Origin of the sequence: Lentzea sp., from assembly GCF_035525475.1 — a bacterium.
Taxonomy (GTDB): Bacteria; Actinomycetota; Actinomycetes; order Mycobacteriales; family Pseudonocardiaceae; genus Lentzea.
In genome coordinates, this window is record NZ_DATLEC010000147.1 from 22,143 (window position 1) to 46,488 (window position 24,346).

The 24,346-nt window shown below is 71.0% G+C and carries 23 protein-coding genes; 10 read left to right on the plus strand and 13 right to left on the minus strand.

What is annotated here, in order from left to right; genetic code table 11:
- Positions 1–64: 64 nt before the first annotated feature.
- The 5 genes from VM306_RS24185 to VM306_RS24205 are packed head-to-tail and all read left to right on the plus strand — an operon-like array spanning position 65 to position 4,289.
- Positions 65–658, plus strand: coding sequence for a nucleotidyltransferase family protein (locus VM306_RS24185; protein ID WP_325518909.1), 594 nt, complete (start codon positions 65–67; stop codon positions 656–658).
- Positions 621–869, plus strand: a complete 249-nt coding sequence (locus VM306_RS24190) for a BON domain-containing protein (RefSeq protein ID WP_325518911.1) — start codon at positions 621–623, stop codon at positions 867–869. The genes VM306_RS24185 and VM306_RS24190 overlap by 38 nt, the downstream gene beginning before the upstream one ends.
- On the plus strand, positions 866–1,588 hold the full coding sequence (locus tag VM306_RS24195; protein WP_325518913.1) for a metallophosphoesterase family protein: 723 nt from the start codon (positions 866–868) through the stop codon (positions 1,586–1,588). Before VM306_RS24190 ends, VM306_RS24195 begins: the two co-directional genes overlap by 4 nt.
- Positions 1,585–3,342 (plus strand): thiamine pyrophosphate-requiring protein, encoded by a 1,758-nt coding sequence (locus tag VM306_RS24200; RefSeq protein WP_325518915.1) that lies wholly within the window; start codon positions 1,585–1,587, stop codon positions 3,340–3,342. The genes VM306_RS24195 and VM306_RS24200 overlap by 4 nt, the downstream gene beginning before the upstream one ends.
- Positions 3,339–4,289, plus strand: coding sequence for a TIGR03557 family F420-dependent LLM class oxidoreductase (locus VM306_RS24205; protein ID WP_325518917.1), 951 nt, complete (start codon positions 3,339–3,341; stop codon positions 4,287–4,289). The genes VM306_RS24200 and VM306_RS24205 overlap by 4 nt, the downstream gene beginning before the upstream one ends.
- Positions 4,290–4,529: 240 nt before the next feature.
- Here VM306_RS24205 and tuf read toward each other — a convergent pair whose 3' ends face one another.
- Both tuf and VM306_RS24215 read right to left on the minus strand, forming a co-directional pair.
- Positions 4,530–5,714, minus strand: a complete 1,185-nt coding sequence (tuf, locus tag VM306_RS24210) for an elongation factor Tu (protein WP_325518919.1) — start codon at positions 5,712–5,714, stop codon at positions 4,530–4,532.
- Positions 5,715–5,920: 206 nt separating this feature from the next.
- Complete coding sequence (locus VM306_RS24215; RefSeq protein WP_325518921.1) at positions 5,921–6,793, minus strand: LysR family transcriptional regulator; 873 nt, start codon at positions 6,791–6,793, stop codon at positions 5,921–5,923.
- A gap of 70 nt (positions 6,794–6,863) precedes the next feature.
- Between VM306_RS24215 and VM306_RS24220 the strand changes: the two genes are divergently transcribed.
- From VM306_RS24220 to VM306_RS24240, 5 genes are all read left to right on the plus strand, one after another.
- Positions 6,864–7,859, plus strand: coding sequence for an FAD-dependent oxidoreductase (locus VM306_RS24220; RefSeq protein ID WP_325518924.1), 996 nt, complete (start codon positions 6,864–6,866; stop codon positions 7,857–7,859).
- 5 nt (positions 7,860–7,864) lie between these two features.
- Positions 7,865–8,239: a response regulator transcription factor gene (locus tag VM306_RS24225; protein ID WP_325518926.1), complete on the plus strand. Its 375-nt coding sequence runs from the start codon at positions 7,865–7,867 to the stop codon at positions 8,237–8,239.
- A 295-nt stretch (positions 8,240–8,534) separates the two neighbouring features.
- On the plus strand, positions 8,535–9,563 hold the full coding sequence (locus tag VM306_RS24230; protein WP_325518928.1) for a PAS domain-containing sensor histidine kinase: 1,029 nt from the start codon (positions 8,535–8,537) through the stop codon (positions 9,561–9,563).
- A complete protein-coding gene (locus VM306_RS24235) occupies positions 9,560–9,928 on the plus strand; it encodes a response regulator transcription factor (RefSeq protein ID WP_325518930.1) in 369 nt (122 codons plus the stop codon). The genes VM306_RS24230 and VM306_RS24235 overlap by 4 nt, the downstream gene beginning before the upstream one ends.
- 102 nt (positions 9,929–10,030) lie before the next feature.
- Positions 10,031–10,414, plus strand: coding sequence for an STAS domain-containing protein (locus VM306_RS24240; protein ID WP_325518932.1), 384 nt, complete (start codon positions 10,031–10,033; stop codon positions 10,412–10,414).
- 18 nt (positions 10,415–10,432) lie between these two features.
- On the opposite strand, the gene VM306_RS24245 is transcribed toward VM306_RS24240, so the two are convergent.
- The 11 genes from VM306_RS24245 to VM306_RS24295 all read right to left on the minus strand — a co-directional run bounded on the left by VM306_RS24245 (position 10,433) and on the right by VM306_RS24295 (position 24,256).
- Positions 10,433–11,587: a glycosyltransferase gene (locus VM306_RS24245; RefSeq protein ID WP_325518934.1), complete on the minus strand. Its 1,155-nt coding sequence runs from the start codon at positions 11,585–11,587 to the stop codon at positions 10,433–10,435.
- Between the two features lie 27 nt (positions 11,588–11,614).
- On the minus strand, positions 11,615–12,709 hold the full coding sequence (locus VM306_RS24250; protein ID WP_325518936.1) for a nucleotide disphospho-sugar-binding domain-containing protein: 1,095 nt from the start codon (positions 12,707–12,709) through the stop codon (positions 11,615–11,617).
- A gap of 9 nt (positions 12,710–12,718) precedes the next feature.
- Positions 12,719–13,240, minus strand: a complete 522-nt coding sequence (locus VM306_RS24255) for a TetR family transcriptional regulator (RefSeq protein WP_325518938.1) — start codon at positions 13,238–13,240, stop codon at positions 12,719–12,721.
- Between the two features lie 62 nt (positions 13,241–13,302).
- The gene (locus VM306_RS24260) at positions 13,303–14,223 is read right to left on the minus strand and encodes a hypothetical protein (protein WP_325518940.1); all 921 of its coding nucleotides are present in this window, start codon (positions 14,221–14,223) and stop codon (positions 13,303–13,305) included.
- Between the two features lie 138 nt (positions 14,224–14,361).
- A complete protein-coding gene (locus VM306_RS24265; protein ID WP_325518941.1) occupies positions 14,362–17,121 on the minus strand; it encodes a helix-turn-helix transcriptional regulator in 2,760 nt (919 codons plus the stop codon).
- A gap of 86 nt (positions 17,122–17,207) precedes the next feature.
- On the minus strand, positions 17,208–18,140 hold the full coding sequence (locus VM306_RS24270; protein WP_325518943.1) for an LCP family protein: 933 nt from the start codon (positions 18,138–18,140) through the stop codon (positions 17,208–17,210).
- Positions 18,137–18,643, minus strand: coding sequence for a SigE family RNA polymerase sigma factor (locus VM306_RS24275; RefSeq protein ID WP_325518945.1), 507 nt, complete (start codon positions 18,641–18,643; stop codon positions 18,137–18,139). Before VM306_RS24275 ends, VM306_RS24270 begins: the two co-directional genes overlap by 4 nt.
- Positions 18,644–18,752: 109 nt before the next feature.
- On the minus strand, positions 18,753–19,556 hold the full coding sequence (locus tag VM306_RS24280; RefSeq protein ID WP_325518947.1) for an SAM-dependent methyltransferase: 804 nt from the start codon (positions 19,554–19,556) through the stop codon (positions 18,753–18,755).
- 40 nt (positions 19,557–19,596) lie between these two features.
- Positions 19,597–20,628: a hypothetical protein gene (locus VM306_RS24285; RefSeq protein ID WP_325518949.1), complete on the minus strand. Its 1,032-nt coding sequence runs from the start codon at positions 20,626–20,628 to the stop codon at positions 19,597–19,599.
- Entirely contained in the window at positions 20,621–21,100 is a 480-nt protein-coding gene (locus VM306_RS24290; RefSeq protein ID WP_325518951.1) for a sigma-70 family RNA polymerase sigma factor, read from the minus strand. Before VM306_RS24290 ends, VM306_RS24285 begins: the two co-directional genes overlap by 8 nt.
- 111 nt (positions 21,101–21,211) lie before the next feature.
- Positions 21,212–24,256 carry a TIR domain-containing protein gene (locus VM306_RS24295; RefSeq protein WP_325518953.1) on the minus strand — a complete coding sequence of 1,015 codons (3,045 nt, stop codon included), beginning with the start codon at positions 24,254–24,256 and terminating at the stop codon, positions 21,212–21,214.
- Positions 24,257–24,346: the final 90 nt, after the last annotated feature.

Sequence of the window (24,346 nt, forward strand, 5' to 3'; positions counted from 1 at the left end):
TTGTTTCACTCTTTGACGCGCGGCCGGTGGTTCTCGTTGCGCCTGGGTGGGTAACCGGGCGTGCATGAGTGACGTGCAGGACGAGCTGTTGCGGACGTTGACCAAAGTAGCCAACGCCTTGCGCAGCGCGGAGATCCCGTTCGCGCTGACGGGTGGGTGCGCCGGCTATGCGCGCGGCGGGCCCGCCAGTGAGCACGACGTGGACCTCCTCGTGCGCGAGCAGGACGCGGCGGAAGCCGTGCGGGTGCTGGTGCAGCGGGGTTTACGAGCCGCGAAGCCGCCGGAGGACTGGCTGCTGAAGGTGTACGACGGCGACTCGCTGGTCGACCTGCTGTTCCGGCCCAACGAGCGCCCCGTCACCGACGAGATCCTGGCGATGGCGGAGGAGATGCCCGTCGGGTCGGTGATGCTGCCGGTGATGCCGGCGACCTTCGTGCTCAGCAGCAAGCTGCTGGTGCTGGACGGACACCGCTGCGACTTCAGCGAGCTGTTGCCGTTCGCCCGCGCGCTGCGCGAACAGATCGACTGGGACCGGGTGCGCGAAGAGACACGGCACTCCCCGTACGCCGAGGCGTTCCTGTTGCTGATCGAACGCCTGGAGATCATCGGGAGGAGCAGCAATGGAATCCGAGCAGTACCTGGCGGCAAATCTGCGTAGGGCGGTCGCGGAGGACCCCAGAACAGCGGAGCTCGGCGTCCGGGTCACCGTGCGCGGGGACAACGTGATGCTCTCCGGCGACGTGGCCTGCGCCGAACGGCGTGCCGCGCTGGAGGAGGTCCTGCACGAGGCCGCGCCGGAGCTGAAGATCCTGAACGACGTGCGCGTGACCCCGGCGGGAGAGCCGGAGGGTGAGGAGGACCTGCGATGATCCGCGTCGCGGCGGTCGGGGACATCCACCTCGGCGAGGACATGCGCGGGCACCTCCGCCCCGCTCTGGAGAAGGTCGGCGAGCACGCGGACATCCTGCTGCTGGCCGGTGACCTGACGCGGCACGGCACGGTCTCCGAGGCCGAGGTCGTCGCGGACGAGTTCGCGGACCTGCCGGTGCCGGTCGTCGCCGTGCTCGGCAACCACGACCACCACGACGACAAGCCGCTCGAAGTCACCAAGACGTTGCAGGACAAGGGCATCCACGTGCTCGAGGGCACGACGTTCACCCACCGGGCGAACGATTGCTCGATCGGCATCGCCGGGGTGAAGGGGTTCGGCGGCGGGTTCGCCGGCAAGTGCGGCAGCGCGTTCGGCGAACGAGAGATGAAGGCGTTCATCCAGCACACCTGCGACATCGCGGAGAACCTGAAGGGCGCCCTGTCCGAACTGGACACCGACATCAAGGTGGCGCTCACGCACTACGCGCCCGTGCCGGACACGCTGCGGGGCGAACCGCCGGAGATCTACCCGTTCCTCGGCTCGTACCTGCTCGGCGAGGCGATCGACGCCACCGGCACGAACCTCGCCGTGCACGGTCATGCGCACTTCGGCACCGAGCACGGCATGACGCCGGGCGGCGTGCGGGTCCGCAACGTCGCGCAGCCGATCATCCGCTCCGCCTACACGGTGTACGTGCTGGAAGGAAGCGCCTCATGACCGTCGGCGACTTCATCGTCGGGCGCCTGCGCGACTGGGGCGTCAAGCAGGTCTTCGCCTACCCCGGTGACGGCATCAACGGGATCGTGGCGGCGTTCGGCAAGGCCGACAACGACCCGCGGTTCATCCAGACCCGGCACGAGGAGATGGCCGCGCTCGCCGCCGTCGGGTTCGCGAAGTTCAGCGGTGACGTCGGCGTGTGCCTGGCGACGTCCGGTCCCGGCGCGATCCACCTGCTCAACGGCCTGTACGACGCCAAGCTCGACCACGTGCCGGTCGTCGCGATCGTCGGCCAGACCGCCCGCACCGCGCTGGGCGGCAGCTACCAGCAGGAAGTCGACCTGCACTCGTTGTTCCGCGACGTCGCCTCCTACCTGGTCGACGTGGTGGTGCCGGAGCAGTTGCCGAACGCGCTGGACCGTGCGATGCGCACGGCTCAGGCCGACCGCGCGCCTGCCGTGCTGATCATCCCGAACGACGTGCAGGAGCAGGAGTACGAGCCGCCCAAGCACGAGTTCAAGTACATCCCGTCGAGCCCGCCGTCCCGGCCGTCCTCGACCGTCGTGCCGTCGATCGACGAGGTCCGGCGCGCGGCCGAGGTGCTGAACTCCGGCGACAAGGTCGCGATCCTGATCGGCCAGGGCGCTCGCGGTGCCGCGGACGAGGTGCGGGAGGTCGCCGACCTGCTCGGCGCGGGTGTCGCGAAGGCGTTGTTGGGCAAGGACGTGCTGCCCGACGACCTGCCGTACGTGACCGGGTCGATCGGCATCCTCGGCACCAGACCGTCGTACGAGATGATGCGCGACTGCGACCGGTTGCTGATCATCGGGTCGAACTTCCCGTACTCGCAGTTCCTGCCGAAGTTCGGTGCCGCGCGAGGCGTGCAGATCGACGTCGACGGCCGCGCGATCGGCATGCGCTACCCGACCGAGGTCAACCTCGTCGGCGACTCCGGCGAGACGCTGCGAGCGCTGATCCCGTTGCTGGAGCGCAAGACCGACCGCTCGTGGCGCGAGACGATCGAGTCGAACGTCGAGCGCTGGTGGGAGGTGATGGAACGGCAGGCGCAGGTGCCCGCCGACCCCGTCAACCCGATGCGGATCGTCTCCGAGCTGTCGAAGCGCCTGCCCGCCAACGCGATCGTCACCGCGGACTCGGGTTCGGCGACGAACTGGTACGCCCGGCTGCTCAAGATCCGCGGGGAGGTGCGGTCGTCGCTGTCCGGCACGCTGGCCACGATGGGCTGCGCCGTGCCGTACGCGCTGGGCGCCTCTTTCGCCCAGCCGAACAGGCCGTTGATCGCGTTGGTCGGCGATGGCGCGATGCAGATGAACGGCATGGCGGAGTTGTTGACGCTGCGGCGTTACGGCATCCGTTGTGTGGTGTGCGTCTTCCACAACAACGACCTCAACCAGGTCACGTGGGAGCTGCGCGCGATGGGCGGCGCACCGAAGTTCGAGGAGTCGCAAACGCTTCCGGACGTGTCGTACGCGGCGTACGCGCGTTCGATCGGCTTGCAGGGCATCGAGGTCAACGACCCGAACCAGCTCGCCACGGCGTGGGAGACCGCGCTGGCGTTCGACGGCTCGACCGTGCTCGACGTGCGCTGCGACCCGAACGTGCCGCCGATCCCGCCGCACGCGACGTTCGACCAGATCAAGGACATGACCGAAGCGGTGCTGCGCGGCGATCCCGATGCCTGGGACCTGCTGCGCCGCGGTGTGAAGACCAAGATCCAGGAGTTCCTCCCGTGAAAATCGGCTACTTCCTCTCGTCAGAAGAACACGGCCCGCGCGACCTGGTCCGGCACGCGAAGATGGCCGAGGACAACGGTTTCGAGTCGCTGTGGATCTCGGACCACTACCACCCGTGGAACGACGAGCAGGGCCAGTCGCCGTTCGTGTGGGGCACGATCGGCGCGCTGTCCGAGCGCGTCACGCTGCCGATCACGACGGCCGTGACGTGCCCGACGGTCCGCGTCCACCCGGCGGTCATCGCCCAGGCCGCGGCCACCGCGGCCGTGCAGACCGAGGGCCGTTTCGTGCTCGGCGTCGGCAGCGGCGAGGCGCTCAACGAGCACGTGCTGGGCGACCGCTGGCCGTCCGCCGACGTGCGCCTGGAGATGCTGGAGGAGGCGATCGGCATCATCCGCACGCTGCACCAGGGCGACGAGGTCACTCACCACGGCAAGCACTACACCGTCGAGAACGCCCGGATCTACACCGTGCCCGAACGGCCGGTGCCGATCTACGTCTCGGCGTTCGGTCCCAAGGCGGTCAAGCTGGCTGCCCGGTGCGGCGACGGCTACGTCAGCGTCGGCCCCGCCGGTGAGCTGGTGGAGAAGTACCGGGCCGAGGGCGGCCGCGGACCGGCGCAGAGCGGCCTGAAGGTCTGCTACGACAAGTCCGAGGAGGACGCCGTCAAGACCGCGCACCGGTTGTGGCCCAACGACGGCCTGCCCGGTGAGCTGGCCCAGGTGCTGCCGAGCCCCAAGCACTTCGAGCAGGCGTCCCAGCTCGTCACGCCGGAGATGATCCGCGACTCCATGCCGTGCGGCCCCGACCCCGAGCAGTACGCGGAGAAGATCAAGGAGTTCGCCGACGCCGGGTTCGACGAGGTCCACGTGCAGCAGATCGGCACCAACCAGCGGGAGTTCTTCGAGTTCTGGGCCAAGGAGGTCGTGCCGCTGCTCGATGTGTGACGGCACGGGCGCCGGGCACCCGGTCCCGTGAGGAGATTCTTGCGCGAAAACCGGGCTGGTACGTGAAAAGCGCGGTGGGACAACAGTCCCACCGCGCTCTCATTTGGCGGCGCGACCACCTTCGCGGGCCGTCACCACCGCCCCAGCGCGGCGACCGCGGTCTTCGCCGCCTGCTTCGAACACCCAGCAGGTGCCCGCCTGGCCGCTCGAAGCCGACGACGGAGGTCGACGGTCGCCGCGCTAGGCGAGGACCTCGCCGACCGTGCCCGCTCCCACGGTCTTGCCGCCCTCGCGGATCGCGAACCCGAGCCCGGTGTCCATCGCCACCGCCTTGCCCAGCTCCACCGTCACGTCGACGGTGTCGCCCGGCATGGCCAGCGCCGTGCCGGACAGCTCCACCACGCCGACGACGTCGCCGGTGCGGAAGTGGAACTGCGGGCGGTAGTTCGACGCGATCCCGGTGTGCCGGCCGCCCTCCGCGTGCGACAGCAGGTACACCGACGCGCGGAACCGGGTGTGCGGCGCGACGCTGCCCGGCAGAGCCAGCACCTGGCCGCGCCGGACCTCCCCGCGCTTCACACCGCGCAGCAGGACGGCGGCGTTGTCCCCCGCCTGGGCCTGCCGCATCGGCTTGCCGAACGTCTCGATGCCGGTGGCGACCGAGGTCACCGCGGCGCCGAGACCGATCACCTCGACCTGGTCGCCGACGCCGAGCACGCCCCGCTCCACCGCGCCGGTCACGACGGTGCCGCGACCGGTGATGGTCAGGACGTTCTCGATCGGCATCAGGAACGGTCCGGTGACGTCCCGCTCGGGCACCGGCACGTGCGAGTCGACGGCGTCCAGCAACGCCACCACCGACCGCACCCACTCGGGGTCGCCCTGCAACGCGCGCAGGCCGGACACCCGCACCACCGGAGTGGCGTCGCCGTCGAAGCCGTACTGGGAGAGCAGGTCGCGGATCTCCAGCTCCACCAGGTCGAGCAGCTCCGGGTCGCTCACCGCGTCGGCCTTGTTCAGCGCCACCACCACGTGCGGCACGCCGACCCGATGCGCCAGGACCACGTGCTCCCGCGTCTGAGGCATCGTGCCGTCCTCCGCGGACACCACGAGGATCGCGCCGTCCAGCTGCGCCGCACCCGTGATCATGTTCTTCACGTAGTCGGCGTGGCCGGGCATGTCGACGTGCGCGTAGTGACGCGTGGGCGTCTCGTACTCGACGTGCGCGATGTTGATCGTGATGCCGCGGGCCAGCTCCTCCGGCGCGCGGTCGATGCGGTCGAACGCCGTGAAGGTCGTGCCCGAGGGGTCCATTTCGGACAGAACTTTGGTGATGGCCGCGGTGAGCGTGGTCTTGCCGTGGTCGACGTGACCCATGGTGCCGATGTTGAGGTGCGGCTTGGCGCGCACGAACTCCTGCTTCATCGTCCTGTTCCTTCGGGAATCCAGCTGGGGCTCAGAACCGTGGACCGCTGCCACCCTCCTCCAGCGGTCCTGAAGGAGGGACTGGAGAAGGGTCAGATTCGGGCGCCGGCCAGCTGTGCCGAGGCAACGGCGAGCGCGCCCGCGGGAACACCCGCGCACGTGTCGAGCTCAGCCGTCAGGAACATGCGAAGAGCGTGACAGAGCAGTTAGTCCGCTGTCATCCGGTTTTCCGCCAGCCCGATCAACGCGCGCGCCGCCGGGCTGTGCGGACCGGAGGAGCGCCAGGCGAAGGCCAGCCTGCTGGACGGCGCCGGATCGGTGATCCGCACCGCGTGCAGGTCCGGCGGCACCATCGACGACGCGAGGACGGCGGGCCCGAGTCCGCGCTGCGCCAGCGTGATCACCATCGGCGGCGCGGACGCCTCGAACGCGATGCGCGGACGGCGGGAACCGCAGGCCTCGTCCAACGCCCCCCGCAGTCCCGTGCCCGGCGGCAGGCTGATCAACCCGCGCTCCAGCAGCTCCTCCAGCGGAACGGATTCCTTGCCGTGCCAGGGATCCGACGCGGCGACGGCGGCCACGAGCGGTTCGTCGACGAGCACCCGCACCGACACCCCGTCCGGTGCCGGCCCGGCGTAACCGACCAGCGCCAGGTCCAGCTCACCGTCCACAAGGGAGGAGATGAGCGCATCGGAGTTGGCCTCCACCAACGTGATCTCCACGCCGGGGAACGACGTGTGGAACGACGACAGCAGCTCCGGCATGTCCATGATCCCGCACGACACGACCATCCCGACGCGCACGACACCGCGCACCAGCCCGGCCATCTCCTCCACGGTCCGCCGGGCCGACTCCACCGACCCCAGGGCGGCCCTGGCCCACGGCAGCACCGCCGCGCCGACGTCCGTCACGGTGACGGCGCGCCCGGACCGGTCGAGCAGGTCGTGCCCGAGCTCCCTCTCCAGCCGCCGGATCTGCGCGCTGACGCCGGGCTGCGCGACGTGCACCCGTTCCGCGGCGCGCGTGAACGAGCCCTCTTCCACGACGGCGACGAAGTACTCCAGCTGCCGAAGCTCCATAACAGGAGATTATAGAAGCGAGCACAACTAGATCTTGGACATATAGAACCAGGCCAGCGAGGCTGGAAGCATGCAGATCTTCCGCCCCGGCGACACCGGCTACGACGACGAACGCAGCGGCTTCCAGACCGGGCTCCGCCACGAACCCCAGGTGATCTTCGCGGTGGAGAACGCCGACGACGTGCGCGAAGCCGTCGGCCACGCCGAGAGCCGCGGTCTCGACTACGCGATCCAGGCCACCGGCCACGGCCTGACCACGGCCACCACCGGCGTCCTCATCTCGACCAGGCGCATGAACGACGTCGTGGTCGACCCGGCGACCCGGACCGCCAGGGCCGAGGCGGGCGCGGTCTGGCAGCAGGTGATCGAGAAGGCCGCACCCCACGGACTGGCCCCGCTGAGCGGCGACGCGAGCGACGTCGGTGTCGTCGGCTACACCCTCGGCGGCGGGTTCAGCGTGCTCGCCCGCGAGTTCGGCTTCGCGAGCGACCGCGTCCTGAAGACCGAGAAGGTCGGTGACGTCGTCACCGCGCTGGAGTTCGAGCTCCTGGACGTCGGCGAGGTCCACGCGGGGGAGATGTTCTTCGAGGCGGAGCACGCGGAAGCGGTGTTCGAGGCGTTCCACGCGTGGGACCTGCCGGACCACGTCACGCCCGCGCTCACCACCCTCGGCGACGTCGTGCGCGTGACCTTCGCGAGCACGAAACCGTTCGACGTGGACCACCTCCGCGTCGCACCGAGGCTGAGCGAGGAGTTCGGGCCCAGGCCGTTCGCGGAGGCGGCGGGCAAACCACTGCCGCCGCACGCCTACCAGGGCGACAACGTGCTGCTCGGCGACCTGCCGCTGGACGCGCTGCGGGAGGTGAGGCAGCGGGCCGCGCACTCCAGCGTGCCGATCTTCGTCGGCGTCCTCCCGCTCGGCGGTGCTCTCACCACCGAGGCGACCCACCTCCTCAAGCTGATCTCACCGCGGCTCGGCGTCGAGGAGCTGCACGAAGAGGTGTTCGCGTGCCTGGGCCCGTTCGTGCTCGGCCGGTCTCGGAGCTTCAGGTACGCCGTAGGCTGAGGCGCATGACCAGAGTGGTTCTCGTGGAGGACCACGACATGGTTGCCGAGGCGATCGGGCTGGCGCTGGAACGTGCCGGGATCGAGGTGGTCGCCCGCGCGTTCACCGTCGCGGCCGCGCTCGCGGACACCGGACGCACCCGGCCCGACGTCGTCCTCCTCGACCGCAGGCTTCCCGACGGCGACGGCACGGCGGTGATCCCGGAGCTCCTCGCCCACGGCGCCAGGGTCCTCGTGCTCACCGGCGAGGCGACCGCGTCGCTCGCCGCCCGCGTCGCCGAGGCCGGCGGGGCCGGGCTGGTCCTCAAGTCGGCGCGGCTGGACGAGCTGGTCGAGGCGGTCCGCAAGGTCGCCCGCGGTGAGGTCGTGTTCGACCAGTAGCCGCGCCCGGCGTGCTCGGCTGGGGCAGCTGCACTAGACGGGTTGGTGTGGTTGCACCTGCACGGACGAGTGGCGCCGGTGCAGTGTGAAGAGGTGGCCACGAGCTCGCTCACCGAAGCGGTGTTCTCCCTGCCGGAGGCGGACCGGCGCGGCGGCGTCTCACTCGCCCGAGCCGCGCGCCGGCAGCTGGGGCCTGAGGTTGGTCGGCGGGCTGTGCCGGAGCTGGGGCGTCACCGAGCTGGCCGGCCAGCAGGTCGCCTGGTGCGAGCTGACGGCATGAGGCCATGATGGGGCCGTGCGACCGGACTCGTGGCGGGACAGCGACCTCTTCCGCCTGCTCGTCCTGGGCGTGCGCGACTACGGGATCTTCATGCTCGACCCCGGCGGGCACGTCGTGAGCTGGAACCCCGGCGCCGAGCGCATCAAGGGGTACACCGCCGAGGAGATCATCGGACGGCACTTCTCGACGTTCTACCCGCCGGAGGACGTCCGGTCCGGCAAACCCGAGTGGGAGCTGCGCGTCGCGAGGGCGGAGGGCGCGCTCGAGGACGAGGGCTGGCGGGTCCGCAAGGACGGCACCCGGTTCTGGGCGAACGTGATCATCACGGCCCTCTACGACGACGACACCGGCGAGCTGCGCGGGTTCGGCAAGGTCACCCGCGACATGACCGAACGGCGGCGCGCCGAGCAGAAGCTCACGGACCGGCGCCGGTTGCTCGCGCACCTCGTCGAGGCGCAGGAGCAGGAGCGGCAGCGCATCGCGTGGGACGTCCACGACGACACGATCCAGGCCATGGTCGCGGTCGGCATGAGGCTGCAGCTCCTCGCCCGCAAGATCCCGGAAGCGCACCGCGAGAGCATCGACCAGCTCGACGACGCCGTGAGCTCGGCCATCACCAGGCTGCGCAACCTCGTGTTCCGCGTCCGGCCGCCCGCCATCGACCGGCAGGGCCTCTGCGAGTCGCTGCGGACCTACCTCGCCGACACCGGCATGGCGGGCGAGGTCCGCGACCGCTTCGAACGGGAGCCGTCCGACGACGCGGCCGTCACGATCTTCCGCGTCTGCCAGGAGGCGCTGACCAACGTGCGCAAGCACGCGTATGCGTCCGGTGTCGACGTCGACATGTCGACGGTGGACCGCGGGTTCCTGGTGAAGGTGACCGACGACGGTGTCGGGCTCCCCGCCCTCGACCGCGACAGCGGCCACTTCGGACTGATCGAGATGCGGGAACGCGCCGAGGCCGCGGGCGGCTGGTGCACGGTGTCCGCGCGTGCGGACCGGGGCACGGAGGTCGAGTTCTGGCTCCCGGACGTGCGGCCGTGACGCTGCGGGTGCTGATCGCCGACGACGACCCGTTGATCAGGGACGTCCTGCGCGACGTGCTCGGCGACGAGCCCGACATGGAGGTCGTGGCGGTCGCCGCCGACGCCCGCGAAGCCGTCGAGCTGGCCGAACGGCACGCGCCGTCGGTGGTCGTGCTCGACGTGCGGATGCCGTCCGGGGGCGGTCCGGTCGCGGCGACGAAGATCCTGCAACGGGTACCCGGAACGCGGATCCTGGCGTTCTCCGCCTACACCGACGCGGGCGCGGTCGACGAGATGCGGAAGGCGGGGGTGACCGTCTACCTGGCCAAGGGCGTGCGCAACACTGAACTGGTCGCAGCCATCAGGCGGTTGGGTGAGCGATAGGTTGTGGTGCGGAAGCAACGGCCGTAACGTCGGGCGGGTAGCCGGGTTCAGCAGCGTGCTCGGAGTCCGCGCAACACGTGCTTCGGCCACCGGGGAGTGCTGGTGAACGAAGATCAGTTCAGGGAGTCACCGCTGCTCACGGTGCGCGCCGCGGATGTCGCCGGCGTGGTGGTCATCGTGGTGGAAGGTGAGATCGACGTGGACACGGCCGACGAGGTGCTCGACGCCTTGCGGGCCGGCTTCTCCTCCGGGGGCCCCGCGCTCGTCGCGGACCTCACAGGCGTCAGCTTCTTCGGCTCGACCGGCATCTCCACGCTGATCACGGCCCACGAGCTGGCCGACGAGCACAGCAAGGACTTCCACGTCGTGGCGCCTCATCGCGCCGTGAGGAGGCCTCTGCAGGTCACGGGCGTGGCCGACGTGCTGCTGCTGCACGACTCGGTTGACGAGGCGCTGTCCGCGTTGAGACCGGTGCCCAGCGAGTAGACACCGGTCCCCGCCGCTTCAGCCCGCCAGTTCCACGAGCTTCGGCACGACCTCGTCCGGGTGCGGCATGGCCGCGATCTCGGCGGCGATGCGGGCGTTCGCGGCCCGCACGCCGCTGTCGGCCAGCAGCTTCGCCGCGGTCTCCCGCACCGCCTCCGAGGTGAACTGGTCGGCGACGAGGTGCGCGCCCAGTCCCGTGTCCGTGACGATCTCGCCGTTGCGGAACTGGTCGGCGCCCTGCGGCAGCACCAGCTGCGGCAGGCCGTTCGCCATGGCGCTCACCGTCGTGCCCGCGCCACCGTGGTGCACGACGAGATCTGCGTGCGCGAGCAGATCCGCCTGGGGCACCCACGGGAGCACGTGCACGTTGCCCGGCACGTCGGTCAGCGCGGACGGCTGCACCTGCGGGCCCGTCGCGACCAGCACCTCGGCGTCCAGCCCCGCCAGCCCGGCGATCGCGGTCCGCAGCACGTCCGGGTTCGAGAACGCGGTGCCGAACGTCAGGTACACGAGCGGCCTGGAGCGTTCCGTCACCCATTCGGGCAATTCGCCCGGCTCGGTGAACGGAACGGGACGCATCGGAATTCGATCGACGTCCGATAGGAACCCGACGTCCTGCAAAGACGGGGGAAAGGGGTCGAGATAAGGCGATCCGAGTCCGTAATGCTGCCCATTCGGCACGGTGATGCCGAGTTCGGCGACGTACTCCAGGAGCAGGTCGCTCATGGCCTCCGGCACCAGGTTCTCGTCCATCTTGCCGAATCCGTGGCAGACCGCGGGAATTCCGGCGCGCATGGCGGCGAGGCCCGCGCCGGCGTTGATGATCTCGAAGACGACGAGGTCCGGCTTGTCCCGCTCCAGCACGGGCTCCAGGTCCCTCACGAAGGCCCTGGGCAGCACGGATCCGAACGCGTCGACGGCGGTCTGGCGCAGCATGTCGCGGCGGAACCCGGACGTGCCGTGCAGATCGTTTGCCTGACGGAACGCGTCCCAGATGCTCACGCCCGCGTCGACAACCGTGAAACCCAGTTTTTCCACGGTCGCGTGGAATCCGGAGTCGACGGCGTAGAGGACGTCATGTCCCTGCGCACGGGCGGCGATCGCGAGCGGGAGTATCGGATAAACGTGTCCGTGTGAGCCTAAGCTCGAGAAGAGAATGCGCACACGGTCCACATTAGATGCTCTTCTATTACGCCGGGGTCACTCTCGTGAACCGCGGCCCCACCGCGTGAAACTCTCCCACTGCTCCGCCACCTCCGCGGGGGAGGGCATCCCGGCGATCTCGTCCCGCACCTCGCCGGCGGCCCGTTGCAGCTTCGAGTCCTCGATCAGCCGCGTGAGCAGCGCCGGGGTGACCTCCTCCGGCCGTGCCGCGAGCCCCGCCCCGCGCCCGGTGACCGCCGTCGCGTGCACGGTCCGGTCGCCGGGACCCGGTTCGACCAGCTGCGGCACCCCGGCCGCGAGCGCGCCGAGCAACGACCCGGCGCCGCCGTGGTGCACGATGCCGTCGCAGAACGGCAGCACGCGGGGGATGGGCACCCACCCGACGGTCCTCACGTTGTCCGGCAGGCCCTCGGTCCTGGCCGGTCTGACGAGCACGAACTCGGCGTCCACCTGGCCCGCGGCCTTCGTGACGGCGGCCATCATGCGCCCGGCGCCGGGACCGGACACGGTGCTGCGGCTGACCAGGATGCGCGGCTTGCCGGAGGGCTCGACGAGCCACTGGGGCACCTCGCCGTCGCCGCTGTAGGGCACGAACCGCAGCGGCCGTCCGCCCAGGAACTCCGCCATGCTCTTCGGCGCGGTGCGCAGGGTCGTCGTGGGAGAACGCACAGCGGCCTTCATCCGCGCGCCGACCGCGGCCGTCAGGTCCACGCCGTCGAACAGCGACACGTCGTGGACGATCGAGGGCACGCCCAGCGCGGCGCCGGCGGCGGCCAGCGGTTCGTGCACCACGATGTCCGGTTTCCAGCTCCCGGCGAGCTCGCGCAACGGCCCGTGCATGGCGTCGCCGACGGTGCCGAAGAGCCGTGACACGAAGTCCAGCCCGCCGCTGCCGCGCATCTCCCTCCCGGCCACCACCGGGTGCGCGAGCATGATCCGCAACGCGATCGCTCCGAAGCGGACGTTCGAGGGGACGACGTCCTCGACGCGCAGGCCGGAGTCGCGGACCCGCAGCGCCTCGCCGCCGGTCGCGACCACGACGTCGTGGCCCGCCTCGCGCAGGGCGAGAGCGAGCGGCATCAACGGGAAGACATGCCCCAGCAGCGGCGCAGCGACCACAAGAACGCGCATGCAGCCAGGCTACGGCTCGATCAGCCGTCGCACCGCGTCCTCGACCGTGCGCCTGCGCACCACGTGGTCCGAACTCACCGCCGGGGCGTTCGACCACATCGACGCGATCGCCAGCACCAGCTCCAGCACCTGCTCGGCCGCGAACCGCGACGACACGAGCCCCGACTCCTGCACCGCCCTGATCGCCTCGACCTCGGCCGCGCGGCTGACGGTCCCGCGCCGTTCCAGCCGCCGCCAGGTCGCGAGCCGGGCGAACTCGGGGTGCCGGTGCTGCAGCTCGTACAACCGGGCCGCGTACCCCGGCAGGTCGCTCGCGTCGAACTCCACCGCCGCCGCGTCCACCACCTCGGCCTGGACGGCGTCGTACAGCTCGTCCTTGCCGCCGTAGTAGGTGTAGGCGAGCCCCGCGGAACACCCCGCGATGCGGGCGATCCGCTCCATCCGCGCGCCGGCGACCCCGTACGCCGCGAACTCGACGAACGCGGCGTCCAGCAACCGGCGGCGGGTCCGTTCCCGATCGCGGCTGGGCATGCCACTCAGGCTAGGGCGAAGGGCCGCACCCCCTGAAGGGTGCGGCCCCTGGACGCCTCGGGTCACTTGGCCATGTCGAACCAGTTGAAGCCCTCGGCCATCCCGCGGGTGGTGTCGCTGACGTAGCGCGGGCCGGAGACCTCCCAGCGCGTCACGGTCCGGTAGGTGCCCGGCTGCTGCGACTCGTCCTCACGGGTGTCCTCGTCGTCCTTGACCGGGACGTACTCGTTGAGGACCTTCTTGGTGAGCGTCACGTCGAGCGACTCGTAGGCGGACTGGGTGTAGAGGTAGTCGCCCTGGCCGCTGTCCAGCGCACGGCCGGGGTCGGCCAGCTTGAGCTGGATCGTGCTGCCGTTGAACGAGCCGGTCGCGGACACCACCGTGACGATGTGGCCGCCGGTGCGCTGCAGAGAGCCGGCCGTCGGGCCCGCCTTGTAGCGGCCGTACACGAGCTGCAGCGGGCCCTCGTTGAGCTTCCTGGCGAGCTCGCCGGCGAAGTCCGGCACGTTGTTGGTGCTCACGACACCCGCGGAGGTGGTCCAGCCGGCGTCGCGGGCGGGCTTGGTGGCGATGTTCCACGCGGTGCGCAGGTTCGTGAGGTTGGTGCCGCCGTCGTACTTCGCGTCGACGCCGATCCGTCCGATCGAGTTGGTGATGACGCCGAAGTCGGCGGGGTCCTTCGGGTTCAGGTTGCCGACCTTCGTGGTCAGCCAGCCGACCGGCGCGTCCTTCTCGTGGCCCCAGTAGTGCAGGACGTTGTAGAGCGAGGCCGGGCCGCAGTAGGCGCCGCCGTTGCTCTCCAGGCCGGCGCGGTGCTGGTCCACGTCGCTGACGCCGCACTTCTTGACGTTGAAGTCGGCACCGGCCAGGTCGGCGGCACCGACGCACGGCGGCGGCGTGCCCAGGACCGGGTCGGCCACCGCGGTGGCGGGTGCGACGACGGCGGTGAGTGCGGCGGCGGCGATGAGGGCGTTGCGGATCATCTCGGTGTCCCCTGTCTCGTGTTCCCCTGTGGTGACACAAGATTCGCCGGGACGGACCCCCAAGGGCATGAGGGGAGAACCCTCAACCCTTCGCCGGGAAAGATGGGTGTATCAGGCACACCCCCACGTCGCTCTGTCTCAGGCGAGGACGCGGGCGAGGTCCCTGCGACCTGCGATCCCGAGCTTCGTGTAGATCCGCCCGAGGTGGTTCTCGACGGTCTTGGGAGTCACGAACAGCTCCTGCGCGATCTCCCTGTTCGCCCGCCCGGTCGCCGCGAGGTCCGCGACCCGCCGCTCGGACGCCGTCAACGCCTCCGCGCCCACCACGACCTGCCTGCGGGGCCTGTCGCCGAGGGCCTCCAGCGCCTCGACGGCCCGCGTCCGCAGGACCGCGGAGCCGCACTGGCCCGCGAGGTCGATCGCCCTGTGCAACGGCTCGCGCGCGTCCGTCCGCCGTCGTGCCACCCGGAGCGCCTCGCCCAGGTCGACCAGCGACCGGGCGAGCTCCAGGCGTGACGGCGAGCTATCCAGGACCGACACCGACTCGGTCAGCAGGTCCAGCCGGTCGCCGGGGTCGGCGTGCGCGAGCAGCCGCAGGGCCGCGCCGACCTCGGTCGCGGCACCCCACCTACGGGCCACGCCGAGCTGTTCAGCCGCCAGTTCCAGCGCGAGCTCGTGCTGGCCGAGCTGCAACGCCGCCCTCGCCGCCGGAGCGCGCCACGGGACCGTCGGCGGGTCGGCGTGCATCTGGTGCATCGCGTCGCGCTGGCGGTATGCCTCGGCCATCGCGCGCCGTGCGTCGCCCTCCGCCAGCGCGATCAACGCCCGCACCTCGTGCAGCCAGATCATCGGCATGGTCAGCCGGGCGTCGGCGTGCCTGGTGTCGAACGCGGTGATGAAGCCCGTGGCGGCGGCGACGTCGCCCCGTTCGAGCGCCGCGTAGGCCGCGAAGTGCGTCGAGGTCGCCCGCAGGCTGATCACCTCGGACACCGGGTCCTCGTGCTCGACGGCGGCCAGCGCGCCCTCGGCCTCCGCCTCGACCGCCTGCATGGCCCCGATGCGCCAGCTCAGGAACAGCGACGCGTTCGCCACCATCGCGAACTCGATCGGCGAGCCGTGGCGGCGCACCTTCAGCCGTGCGCGCTCGATCTCGGGTCGTGCCGTGTCGACGCCGTCCGCGGCCATCAGCGCGAGCAACGCCACCAGCCACGCGACCATCGCGTCCGTGCTGCCCGTCGCGTCGTCGAGGTAGGCGCCGTTGGCCAGCGCGCGCGTCGCGGTCGCGGCGACCTCGTCGTGCGGCCACACCTCGTAGCGGCCCATCTGCGCGAGGAGCCCGAGCAGCGTGCGTTCGTCCGGGGTGCTGCCCGGCAGGTCCGCGTAGGCGCTGAGGTGCGCGGACGCGACCTGCCGCTGGTCGGGGAGGAACGAGCGGAACACCGCGAGCCGTGCCTCCAGGTGCAGCCGCGACTCACCGTTCGGCCGTGCCGCGATGGCTTCGGTCAGCTCGGTGATCGCCGCCGCCGGGCCTTCCAGCGCCGCCGTCGCCGAGGCGGCGGCCGCCACCAGCTCCGCGTCCGGCAGCCCCTGCGCCGCGGCCTTGAGGTGCCGGTGCGCGTTGACCGCGTCGCCGGTCCGCAGCAACGCTCGTCCGAGCTCGGCACGCAGCGCCGCGTCGTCGGGTTTCTCGTCCACCGCCCGTGTCAGGTGCGCGGCGGCCGTGCGCGCGTCACCGGCCGCCAACAACGCGGAAGCGGCCTTGCGCAACACTTCCGCGGCGTTCGGCAGCGTCCCCTTGGGAGCGTGGACGAGGTGGACGGCGATCCGGTCCGCCGGCGCGTGCTGATCCCGCAACGCTTTCGCGGCGCGCGCGTGCAGCGAGGCACGGGCGATCGGTCCGAGACCGGCCAGAACCGCTTCGCGCACAACGGGGTGCGCGTACTCCAGGTGGTCGCCGGTGACGAGCACGTTCGCCGCCGTCAACGCCTCCACCGCGGCGGGGAGATCGCTCACCTCGGCGAGTTCCGCCGCCTGCCAGGGATCCGCGTGCGACCCGAGGACGGCGACCGCCCCCGCGAGCGCCACGGCCTGCGTGGGCAACCGGCCGAGCGTGGCGCGGAAGACGGTGCTCGGTCCCAGCGTGCCGACCTTCTCCGCCGTCGCCGCGTCGTCCAGCGGCAGCCCGAGCGCCGCCAGCTCGTCCACCAGGACGCCGGTGAGGAACGGGTTCCCGCCGCTGGCCGCGTGCAGCGCGGTGATCACCTCGGGGTGACCGCCGACCAGCGTGGCGAGCGCCTCCGTGGTGAGGGGGCGCGGCAACAGCCGGTCGGCGGACACGCTGAACTGCGCGAGCGGCCCGAAGTTGTCCGCGGGTGGCCTGGTCGCGACGACGAGCGCGATCGGCAGGTCCGCGATCCGGCGCGAGAGGTAGACGAGGAACTGCAGCGACGAGTGGTCCGCCCAGTGCGCGTCGTCCACCGTGATCAGCAGTGGCCGGGTGGACGAGAGGTCCACCGCGACCCACCACAGCGAGTGCAGCGTGCGGGCGAGCTCGGCCTCGCTCGGGTCGAGCGCGGCGTCGTCGAGGGCCTTGAGCGCGGCCCCGGACGGCCCGGCCAGGATCTTCGCGCGGATCTCGCCGGAGTACCGCGACACCGACCGCTCGACCATCTGCCGGACGACGCCCCACGCCATGGCGCTCTCCAGGGCGTCGCCGACGGCCTGCAGCCGGCCGAACCCGCGCTCCTTGGCCATCTCGCGGCACTCGTGCACGAGCCTGGTCTTGCCGATGCCGGCACGGCCCTCGATGACGACGACACGACCCTCACCACGGGTGGCCGCGTCGAGTGCTTCGCGGATGTGCGCGATCTCGTCGTCTCGTTCGAGGGGCTCGCGCACGGGGTGATCGTAGCGGCCGTCCGGCGGGCTACACGCTGGTCATCGACGATGCAACCGGGGGACTTGATGCTCCATTGGAGTGATCGTCATCGGACGCAGCCGTCTCCGCCGGAGACGTCGCCGCCCTCGAGAGCCTTGCCGACGAACTCCTTGGCCTTGGCCGGGTCGACCTCGTACCCGAAACCGGTACTGGGCTGGAGCTCGACGGGCTCGTCGACCGGCAGCGTCGTCACGCCGACCGTCACCGGGCCGGTGAACCGCTGCGCGAACTCCAGCACGTCCCAGCCCTCGTCCGTCCTGATCACCCCGGTGACGCCGCGGGCGAGAGCCAGCGCGTTCTCCTTCGTGATCCGCGAGGCCAGACCGGCGAGGAACGCCTGCTGCCGCCTGGCCCTGTCCAGGTCGCCGTTCTCCAGGCCGTGCCGCTGACGCAGGAACGCGAGCGCCTTGTCCCCTTGGAGGGTCTGCCGCCCGGCCGGGAAGCTGACCTTGGCGACCGGATCGCTCACCGGTGCCTTCAGGCACACCTCGACCCCACCGAGGAGCTGCGAGATCCTGCCGAACTCGGACATCCTCACGGCGGCGTAGTGGTCGACCTCCGCCCCCGTCGTCTTCTCGATCGCGTCGGTCAGCCTCTTGGGATCCTTGGCGAACAGGCCGTTGATCCTCTCCGCGCCCACGAGGACGTCCCGTGGCACCGAGACGATCGAGACCCCCTCTCCACCGGCCTTGAACCGCGCGAGCATGAGCGCGTCGGCGTTGTCGTAGTCGTCGAGGCCGATGAGCAGCACGTTCTGCGCGGTCGCCGGTGGCGCCGCGGCAGGCGCCGCGTCGGTCTTCTTCACCGCGGTCGGGATGATCACGGCCGCGGCAGCCGCGGCCGCGGTGAGCGTCGCGACCCCGACGATCATGCCGATCGGCTTGCGCTTCTTGCGCTCGCGCAACCCGGCCATGACGGTCCGCGGGTCGACGCGCTCCTCGGCCTCGGCGGCGATGGCCTGACGGATGAGGTCGTTCACGAGTGCACCCCCAGGGTGGCGGACCGAGCGAGTTCATGGGCGCGCAACGTCTGCAGCGCGCGAGAGAGTTGGCTGCGCACAGTCGATTCCGCGCAGCCGAGCACCTGTGCGATCTCAGCGTCGCTGCAGTCCTCGTAGAACCGCAGCACCAACGCCGCACGTTGCTTGCGTGGCAGGACAGCGATCCGTGCGCGCATGGCCTCGCGTTCGGCGTGCGCATCAGCAGGATCAGCCATCGACGGCACGCGCTCAGCGAGTTCGCTGCGTTCCACGGCGATCTCGCGCGCGGCCTTGCGGTGACGCCACGACAGGTAGTCGTTGGTCACCATGCGCTTCACATACAGGTACGGAGCTTCCATCGCTCCGATGCGGTCCCACTTGCCCTGTGCGCGCATGAGGACGTTCTGCACGATGTCCTGCGCCAGGTGTTTGTCGCAGGTGATCGCGGTGGCGTACCGCAGCAGCCGGTCCAGCCGATCGGTGACGAACTGGTCGAACCCCACGCCGCCCCCTTCTTCTTCGTGGTCGTGTGGTTCGGGAAACCCCCTGGACACCCCCGTTCGCTGCACCGGGTTTTGTGGTCCAGGCCACAGCCGACGAAGCCGGGTCCGGCTAGAGCGTGCGGCCCACTCCGACGTAGACGTCCTCCGGGCCGCCCTCTCCGGCCGGGCCGAGCTCCGGGTGCCACCGCGGCGCCGGGACGACGCCCGGCTCGAGCACCTCCACGCCGTCGAACATCGGCAGGAACTCGTCGAGCGGGCGGAAGTACATCGGGTCGCGGCTCTGCTTCATGGCCTCGACGACGGCACCCATCTCGTCCGGCTTGAAGTCGGCGGTCAGGTGCGAGAGCGCGACCAGGCTGCCCGCCGGCATGGCGTCGCGGTAGCGGGCGACGACCTCGGCCGGGTTCTTCTCGTCCGGCACGAAGTGCAGCACGGCGACCATGAGCAGGCCGACGGGCCGCGAGAAGTCGATCAGGTCCTGCACGACCGGGTCGGACAGCACGTCGTGGGGCCGGCACATGTCCGCCTGCACCACGCCCGCGTTGGCGTTGCCCTCCAGGATGAGCTGGCTGTGCGAGACCGCGACCTCGTCGTAGTCCACGTAGACCACGCGCGCGTCCGGGTTCTCGTGCTGCACGATCTCGTGGACGTTGCCGACCGTCGGGATGCCCGAGCCGAGGTCGAGGAACTGGGTGATGCCCTGGTCCATCATCAGCAGGACCGCGCGGCGCATGAACGAGCGGTTCGACGCGGCGATCGCGCGACCGTCGCGCAGGACCTGCAGCACCTTGTCGCCGACCATGCGGTCGGACGCGAAGTTGTGGCCACCTCCTAACAGGAAGTCGTAGACGCGCGCGGCGCTCGGCACGTCCGTGTTGATCCCTGCGGGCACCCAGGAGAAAGGCTCGGCCATGCCGGAGAACCTACAACGTCTGCGCGCACGCGTGGAGCGGTCAGCCGACGCGGGCCGAGATCTGGTCCACCAGCACGGATGCGCCGGCCGCGCGGGCCTCCTCTGCCAGCCATCGCAGCTGGTCGTCGGCGCGCGCCGAACGCAGGTTTCTCGCGCCGGCCAGGGCGTTCCCGACGAAACCGCCGGCAGCGGCCGTGTCGCCGATCGCGAGGTGGTTGCGGGCCAGGGCGGTCAGCGCGATCGTGCGGGCGCGGACCCGCCCTTCTTCATATGTGCCAACCCTTGTCGTCAGCGAGGCGATGGCCTGTTCCGGATCGGTCACGTCCCGCCGGTCGGCCCACGAGTTGTGCGCGGCCACGAGCCCGAGCTGGAACGCCTTCAGCGCGTCGTCGGGTGCGTTGTGGTGCAGGAACATCCGGCCCGCGCGGGTCAGCACCGAGGCGATCAGCGACTCGTCCTCCGCCTGCCGCGCCAGGGTCAGGGCGCGTTCGAAGTGCGGCAGCACCGTGCCGGGCAGCCCGCTGTCGAACGCGGTCCAGCCGGCCAGTTCGTGCACCTCGGCGACGGCCGTCCACATCGCCTCGTCACCGACGACGATCATCGGTTCGACTGCGGCGAGATGCTCCAACACCGCTGCGTGGCAAGCGATTCCGCCGTATCGGCGGTCCAGAGCACGCAACGCCTGGGTGCGAGCCTTGATCGCCGACGGCTCCATGCGGCCGGACGGCATGCCCGAGGGCAGCCAGTCGAACGTCGGCGCGCCCACCGTGATCCGTGCCGCGTGTTCCAGGAACCGTTGCCGCGCCAGGAGGTTCTCCTCGACCAGCTCCACCGCCTCGCTGAAGCCGTCCGCCGCGGCGGTGGCGCACCAGCGCGTGGCCTCCTCCGTCTCGCCGAGCGCGAACAACGCCCGCGCGAGCCGGACCGCCGCGTCACCGAGGTGCTGGTCGGCGGCGACCCGGAAGTGGACGGCCGCCTCGCGCGGGTTCCCGGCCCGTTCGGCGGCCTCGCCGAGGCGGTACACCCGCTCGACCGCGTCGTCGAGCTCGAAGCGGGCCAGCAGGTCACTCATCACTGCCTCCGAGAATCCGCCGCAGCTCGTCGCGGCCGCGGCTCAGGTGCGTGCGCACGGTCGACTCGCCGACCACGAGCACCGAGGCGATCTCGCTGACCGAGTAGCCGAGCAGGTGGTGCAGCGCCACGGCCTCGCGGTGCCGGGGAGAGAGCTTGCGCACCGCGGAGTGCACCAGTTCCACCTCGTGCACCTGGTCGGCGACGTCGGGCACCACTACCAGCGGCGTCTCGCGTTCGTGCCGCTGCTGCCGGCGCCGCATCAGCCGGATCGCGACCTTGAGCACCCACGCCTCGGGCTTGTCGTACGAGCTGATGTCGTGCCACCGGTGGCGTGCGATCACCAACGCGTCCTGCGCCACGTCCTCGACCACGCGGGTGTCTCCGGTGAGCGCCGTCAACGTCCTGGTCACCACGGGCAGGCAGGCACGGAAGAAGTCGGCGAAGCCCTCGTCCGGCTCCGGTGTGCTCAACGGCCTCCCCTTCAGCGTCCGCCCGCGGTCTTCATCGCCCTGGGACGACCTTCACCGGTTACAGGCGCTGAAGCCCGGAAAAGGCTGAGCTGGACGTGCTGGTTCACCCGTTCAGGGGAGTAGGTGGCGGAACGCCGCGACGAGCAGCATGCGTTGCTGGTCGACGTCGAGACCCTCGTCGGAGAAGCCTTCGCGCGTGCCGAACGGCTCCACGCGGACGGCGATGTCGACCAGGTCGGACGACAGGTCCACAGTGGACTGATCAGCCGGGATCGACTCGCCATGGTGGAACAGCTCGTAGGAGAACCGCATCCCGATCGAACCGTCGAAGGTGGCCTGCTCGGTCGGCAGCCGCAACGCGTCGGACACGGTCTGGTAGAGCTCGGCGCCGGACACGTGCAGCGGTGCCATGACAACGTGCGTGACGCCGAGGTCGTGGCTGCGCACGGAGATCGCGGCGGTCGGCCCGTCCGGGGCGGGCGGCACGGGCTGCGGGAACACCGGCAGCTCCGACTTGCGATCCGCGCGCCACGTCGCGACGAGGTGGTCGGCGGCGTCCACCAGGTCGATGTGCTTGCGGGGCGCCAGGAGCGGCGGCAGCGGTTCCCCGTCGAGCCGCACGACGAACAGGAAGGCGCGCCGCCGCGTGACCTCCGGGGTGAAGGCCGCCGTCCACTCCTCGGTGGCCCACTCGCGTCGCGAGGTGTTCGCCGACCACAGCAGGACGTAGTAGTCGGAAGTGGCGAGCGCCTCGTCGACGACTGAGGCGCCGGGCGCCACGTCGGTCTCGTCGAGGTAGGCGTTGACGTTGCGCTCCTCCAGCTCCGCGCGCAGCCGTTCGGCGTGCGCGCGGTCCTTGCCCGCGAACGACAGGAACACCTTGGGACGGGTTTCGAGCGGCACGGGCTCTCCGTTCTTCCTGAGTCGTCTGCGCAGCGGGCCCGCCGTGGTCTGGACCCCCGCGTCGCCGTACACCGACCAGCACGCCCACTCGGCGGGGTGCCGGTCGCCGACCTCTCTCAGCGCGTGCTGCAACGCCTGGTCGCGGGGCAGCCTGGCCAGGTTCCTGTCGAACGCGTCGAGCACCGTGCGCGCCGTCTCGCCCGCCGCCCAGCGCGCCGCCACGACCGCCCCCGCGCCCGCCGTGACGGCGGCGCGGACGAACCCGGACTCGCAGGCGCCGAGCACGACCGTGCCGCAGGCGCTGAAGTCCATGTTCCCCAACGCTTCCGCGGGCACGCGTTCGTCGCCGAACTTCAGCCACGACTGCTCGGGGCTCAGGCGGTTGGACGTGCCGCAGGCGTCGATGCGGACGCGGTGGAAGCGCCGCTCCGCGAGCGTGGGCTCCAGGTCCGACGCCTTGCGGAACCTCTCGCCCTGGACACCGCGGAGCTTCGGGTCGGGACTGAACACCGCCGTCTCGTCGCCTCGCTGAGCACGGGCCCGGCGCCGCAGCGGTGCCAGCGCGGACAGGCACGGCAGCGTCGACAGCGCGTGGCTCAGGCCCAGGAACTGGCCGGTGCCGGGGACCGGCAGACCGGCGAACGGGATGTCCGCCAGCAGGTCGCCCGCCACCACGGCGATCCTGGTGACGTTCGGCGGCAGCGCCTCGACGACGTCCTTCAGGCCGATCAACGCCGTGAGCTCGATGAGCAGCGCGCCGAGGACCGTCGGTTCGTGCTTCGGTTTCCACGCCTTGAGCCGGCGGACGATTTCGGTGAGATCGCTGATGTGGACGTCGGTCGTGAGGTGGGTGGTCCCGCGGCCGATGATCACGTGGTGGAGCTGGTCCGGCGTCACGTGCATCATCCACACGACCTGGTCGCGCGGCAGGTGCCGGGTCGTCCTGGCGAGCCACCGCCTGGCCGCCCTGAGGTCGGTGAACCGCGGGAGGTGCCGCGGCTCGGCGAGGACCTTGGCGCTGTTGGCCGTCTCGACCGCGACCACCAGTCCCGGCAACGCTTTCCGGCCCTCGCGCTCGACCCGGCGGACCGCGGCGAGCACCCGGCCGTCGCGCTCGTCGGGGGTGGCGCGCAGCATCCGGAGCTTGGGGCCGTTCTGCTGGTCGCCGGTGCTCAGCTCGACGCGGCGCGACTCGCGCCAGTACCGCGCGGCCTCGTCCTCCTCGCCCGCGTCGGCGCGGGAGTCGCCGAGCTTGCGCAACGCCAACGCCTTCAGCTCGGCGTGGTTCGACCGCGTCGCCGCCTCGTGGAAGTGGTGGGCCGCCTCGTCGAACCGGTCCTCGGCGTGGGCGATCTCGGCGGCGGTGAGGTGCCAGAGGGCGGAATTCCCCTCACCCAGCATGCCTTTCGCCTTGAGCAGCTCACCGTCCACGACCAGTCTGCGCACGTGGTCGAGCCGCCGTTCGAGGCGCAGCGTCCTGGTGGCGTCGGGGAGCTTCGAGATCACCTCTGGTCCCGCAGCGGACACCAGCAGCGGGAAGAGCTTGCGCGCCGACCCCGGCTGCCGCGTCAGCACGAGCAGGACCGTCAGCTCGTACAGCACGGCGAACCGCAGCGAGGGCTCGACCTGGTAGCTGGTGACGGCCCTCGTCATCAACGCCAGCGCCTCCTCGTACCGGACGTCCCGCCGCAGCGCCGCCGACCGCCGCAGGAACTCGGCGGGGGTGAGCGGGGCCGGCTTCGCGAGCCTCGGGACGTGGGTGCTCCTGCGCACGTCGAGGAGCAGCCGGTCCTTGCCGACGTCCTCGAGGAACTCGCTGCGCCCCGCCCGGCGGAAGTGCCGTTCGGCGGCGTCGAGCTCGCTCTCCGCGGTGGGGAAGTCGTAGCGGTCGGCGGCGGCCAGCGCGGCGACCCTCGCGAGCTTCGCCTGCTCCAGCTCGGTGAGCTCCCGCTTGCGCAGCTCGCGCACTTCCCGCTTCGCGCCGTCGTGGTCCGTCGTGGCACTGCGGACCTGCGCCCTGAGCACCCGCAGCGCGGTGTCGTCGAACTGGGCGAGGTACTCGTCGCAGCGCCGGGCCGCTCTGCCGAGCGCACCGAGGTTGAGCAGGGTGGAGCAGTGGTCGTAGGTGACGACGGGACTGATCTTGGCGGCTCTCGCGTAGGCGAGGTCGACCCCCACCACGTTGCCCCGCAGTGCGGCGGAACGCGCGGCCTTGACGGCGTTGGCCAGCGGCGAGCCGGGTTCCATGTCCATCAGCGGCCCCGGACCACCGCACGCCGCATGGCGAACCTTCGTACGGCCTCAACCAACGCGATGAGAAGCCCTCTTTGGCGCATGGACGAT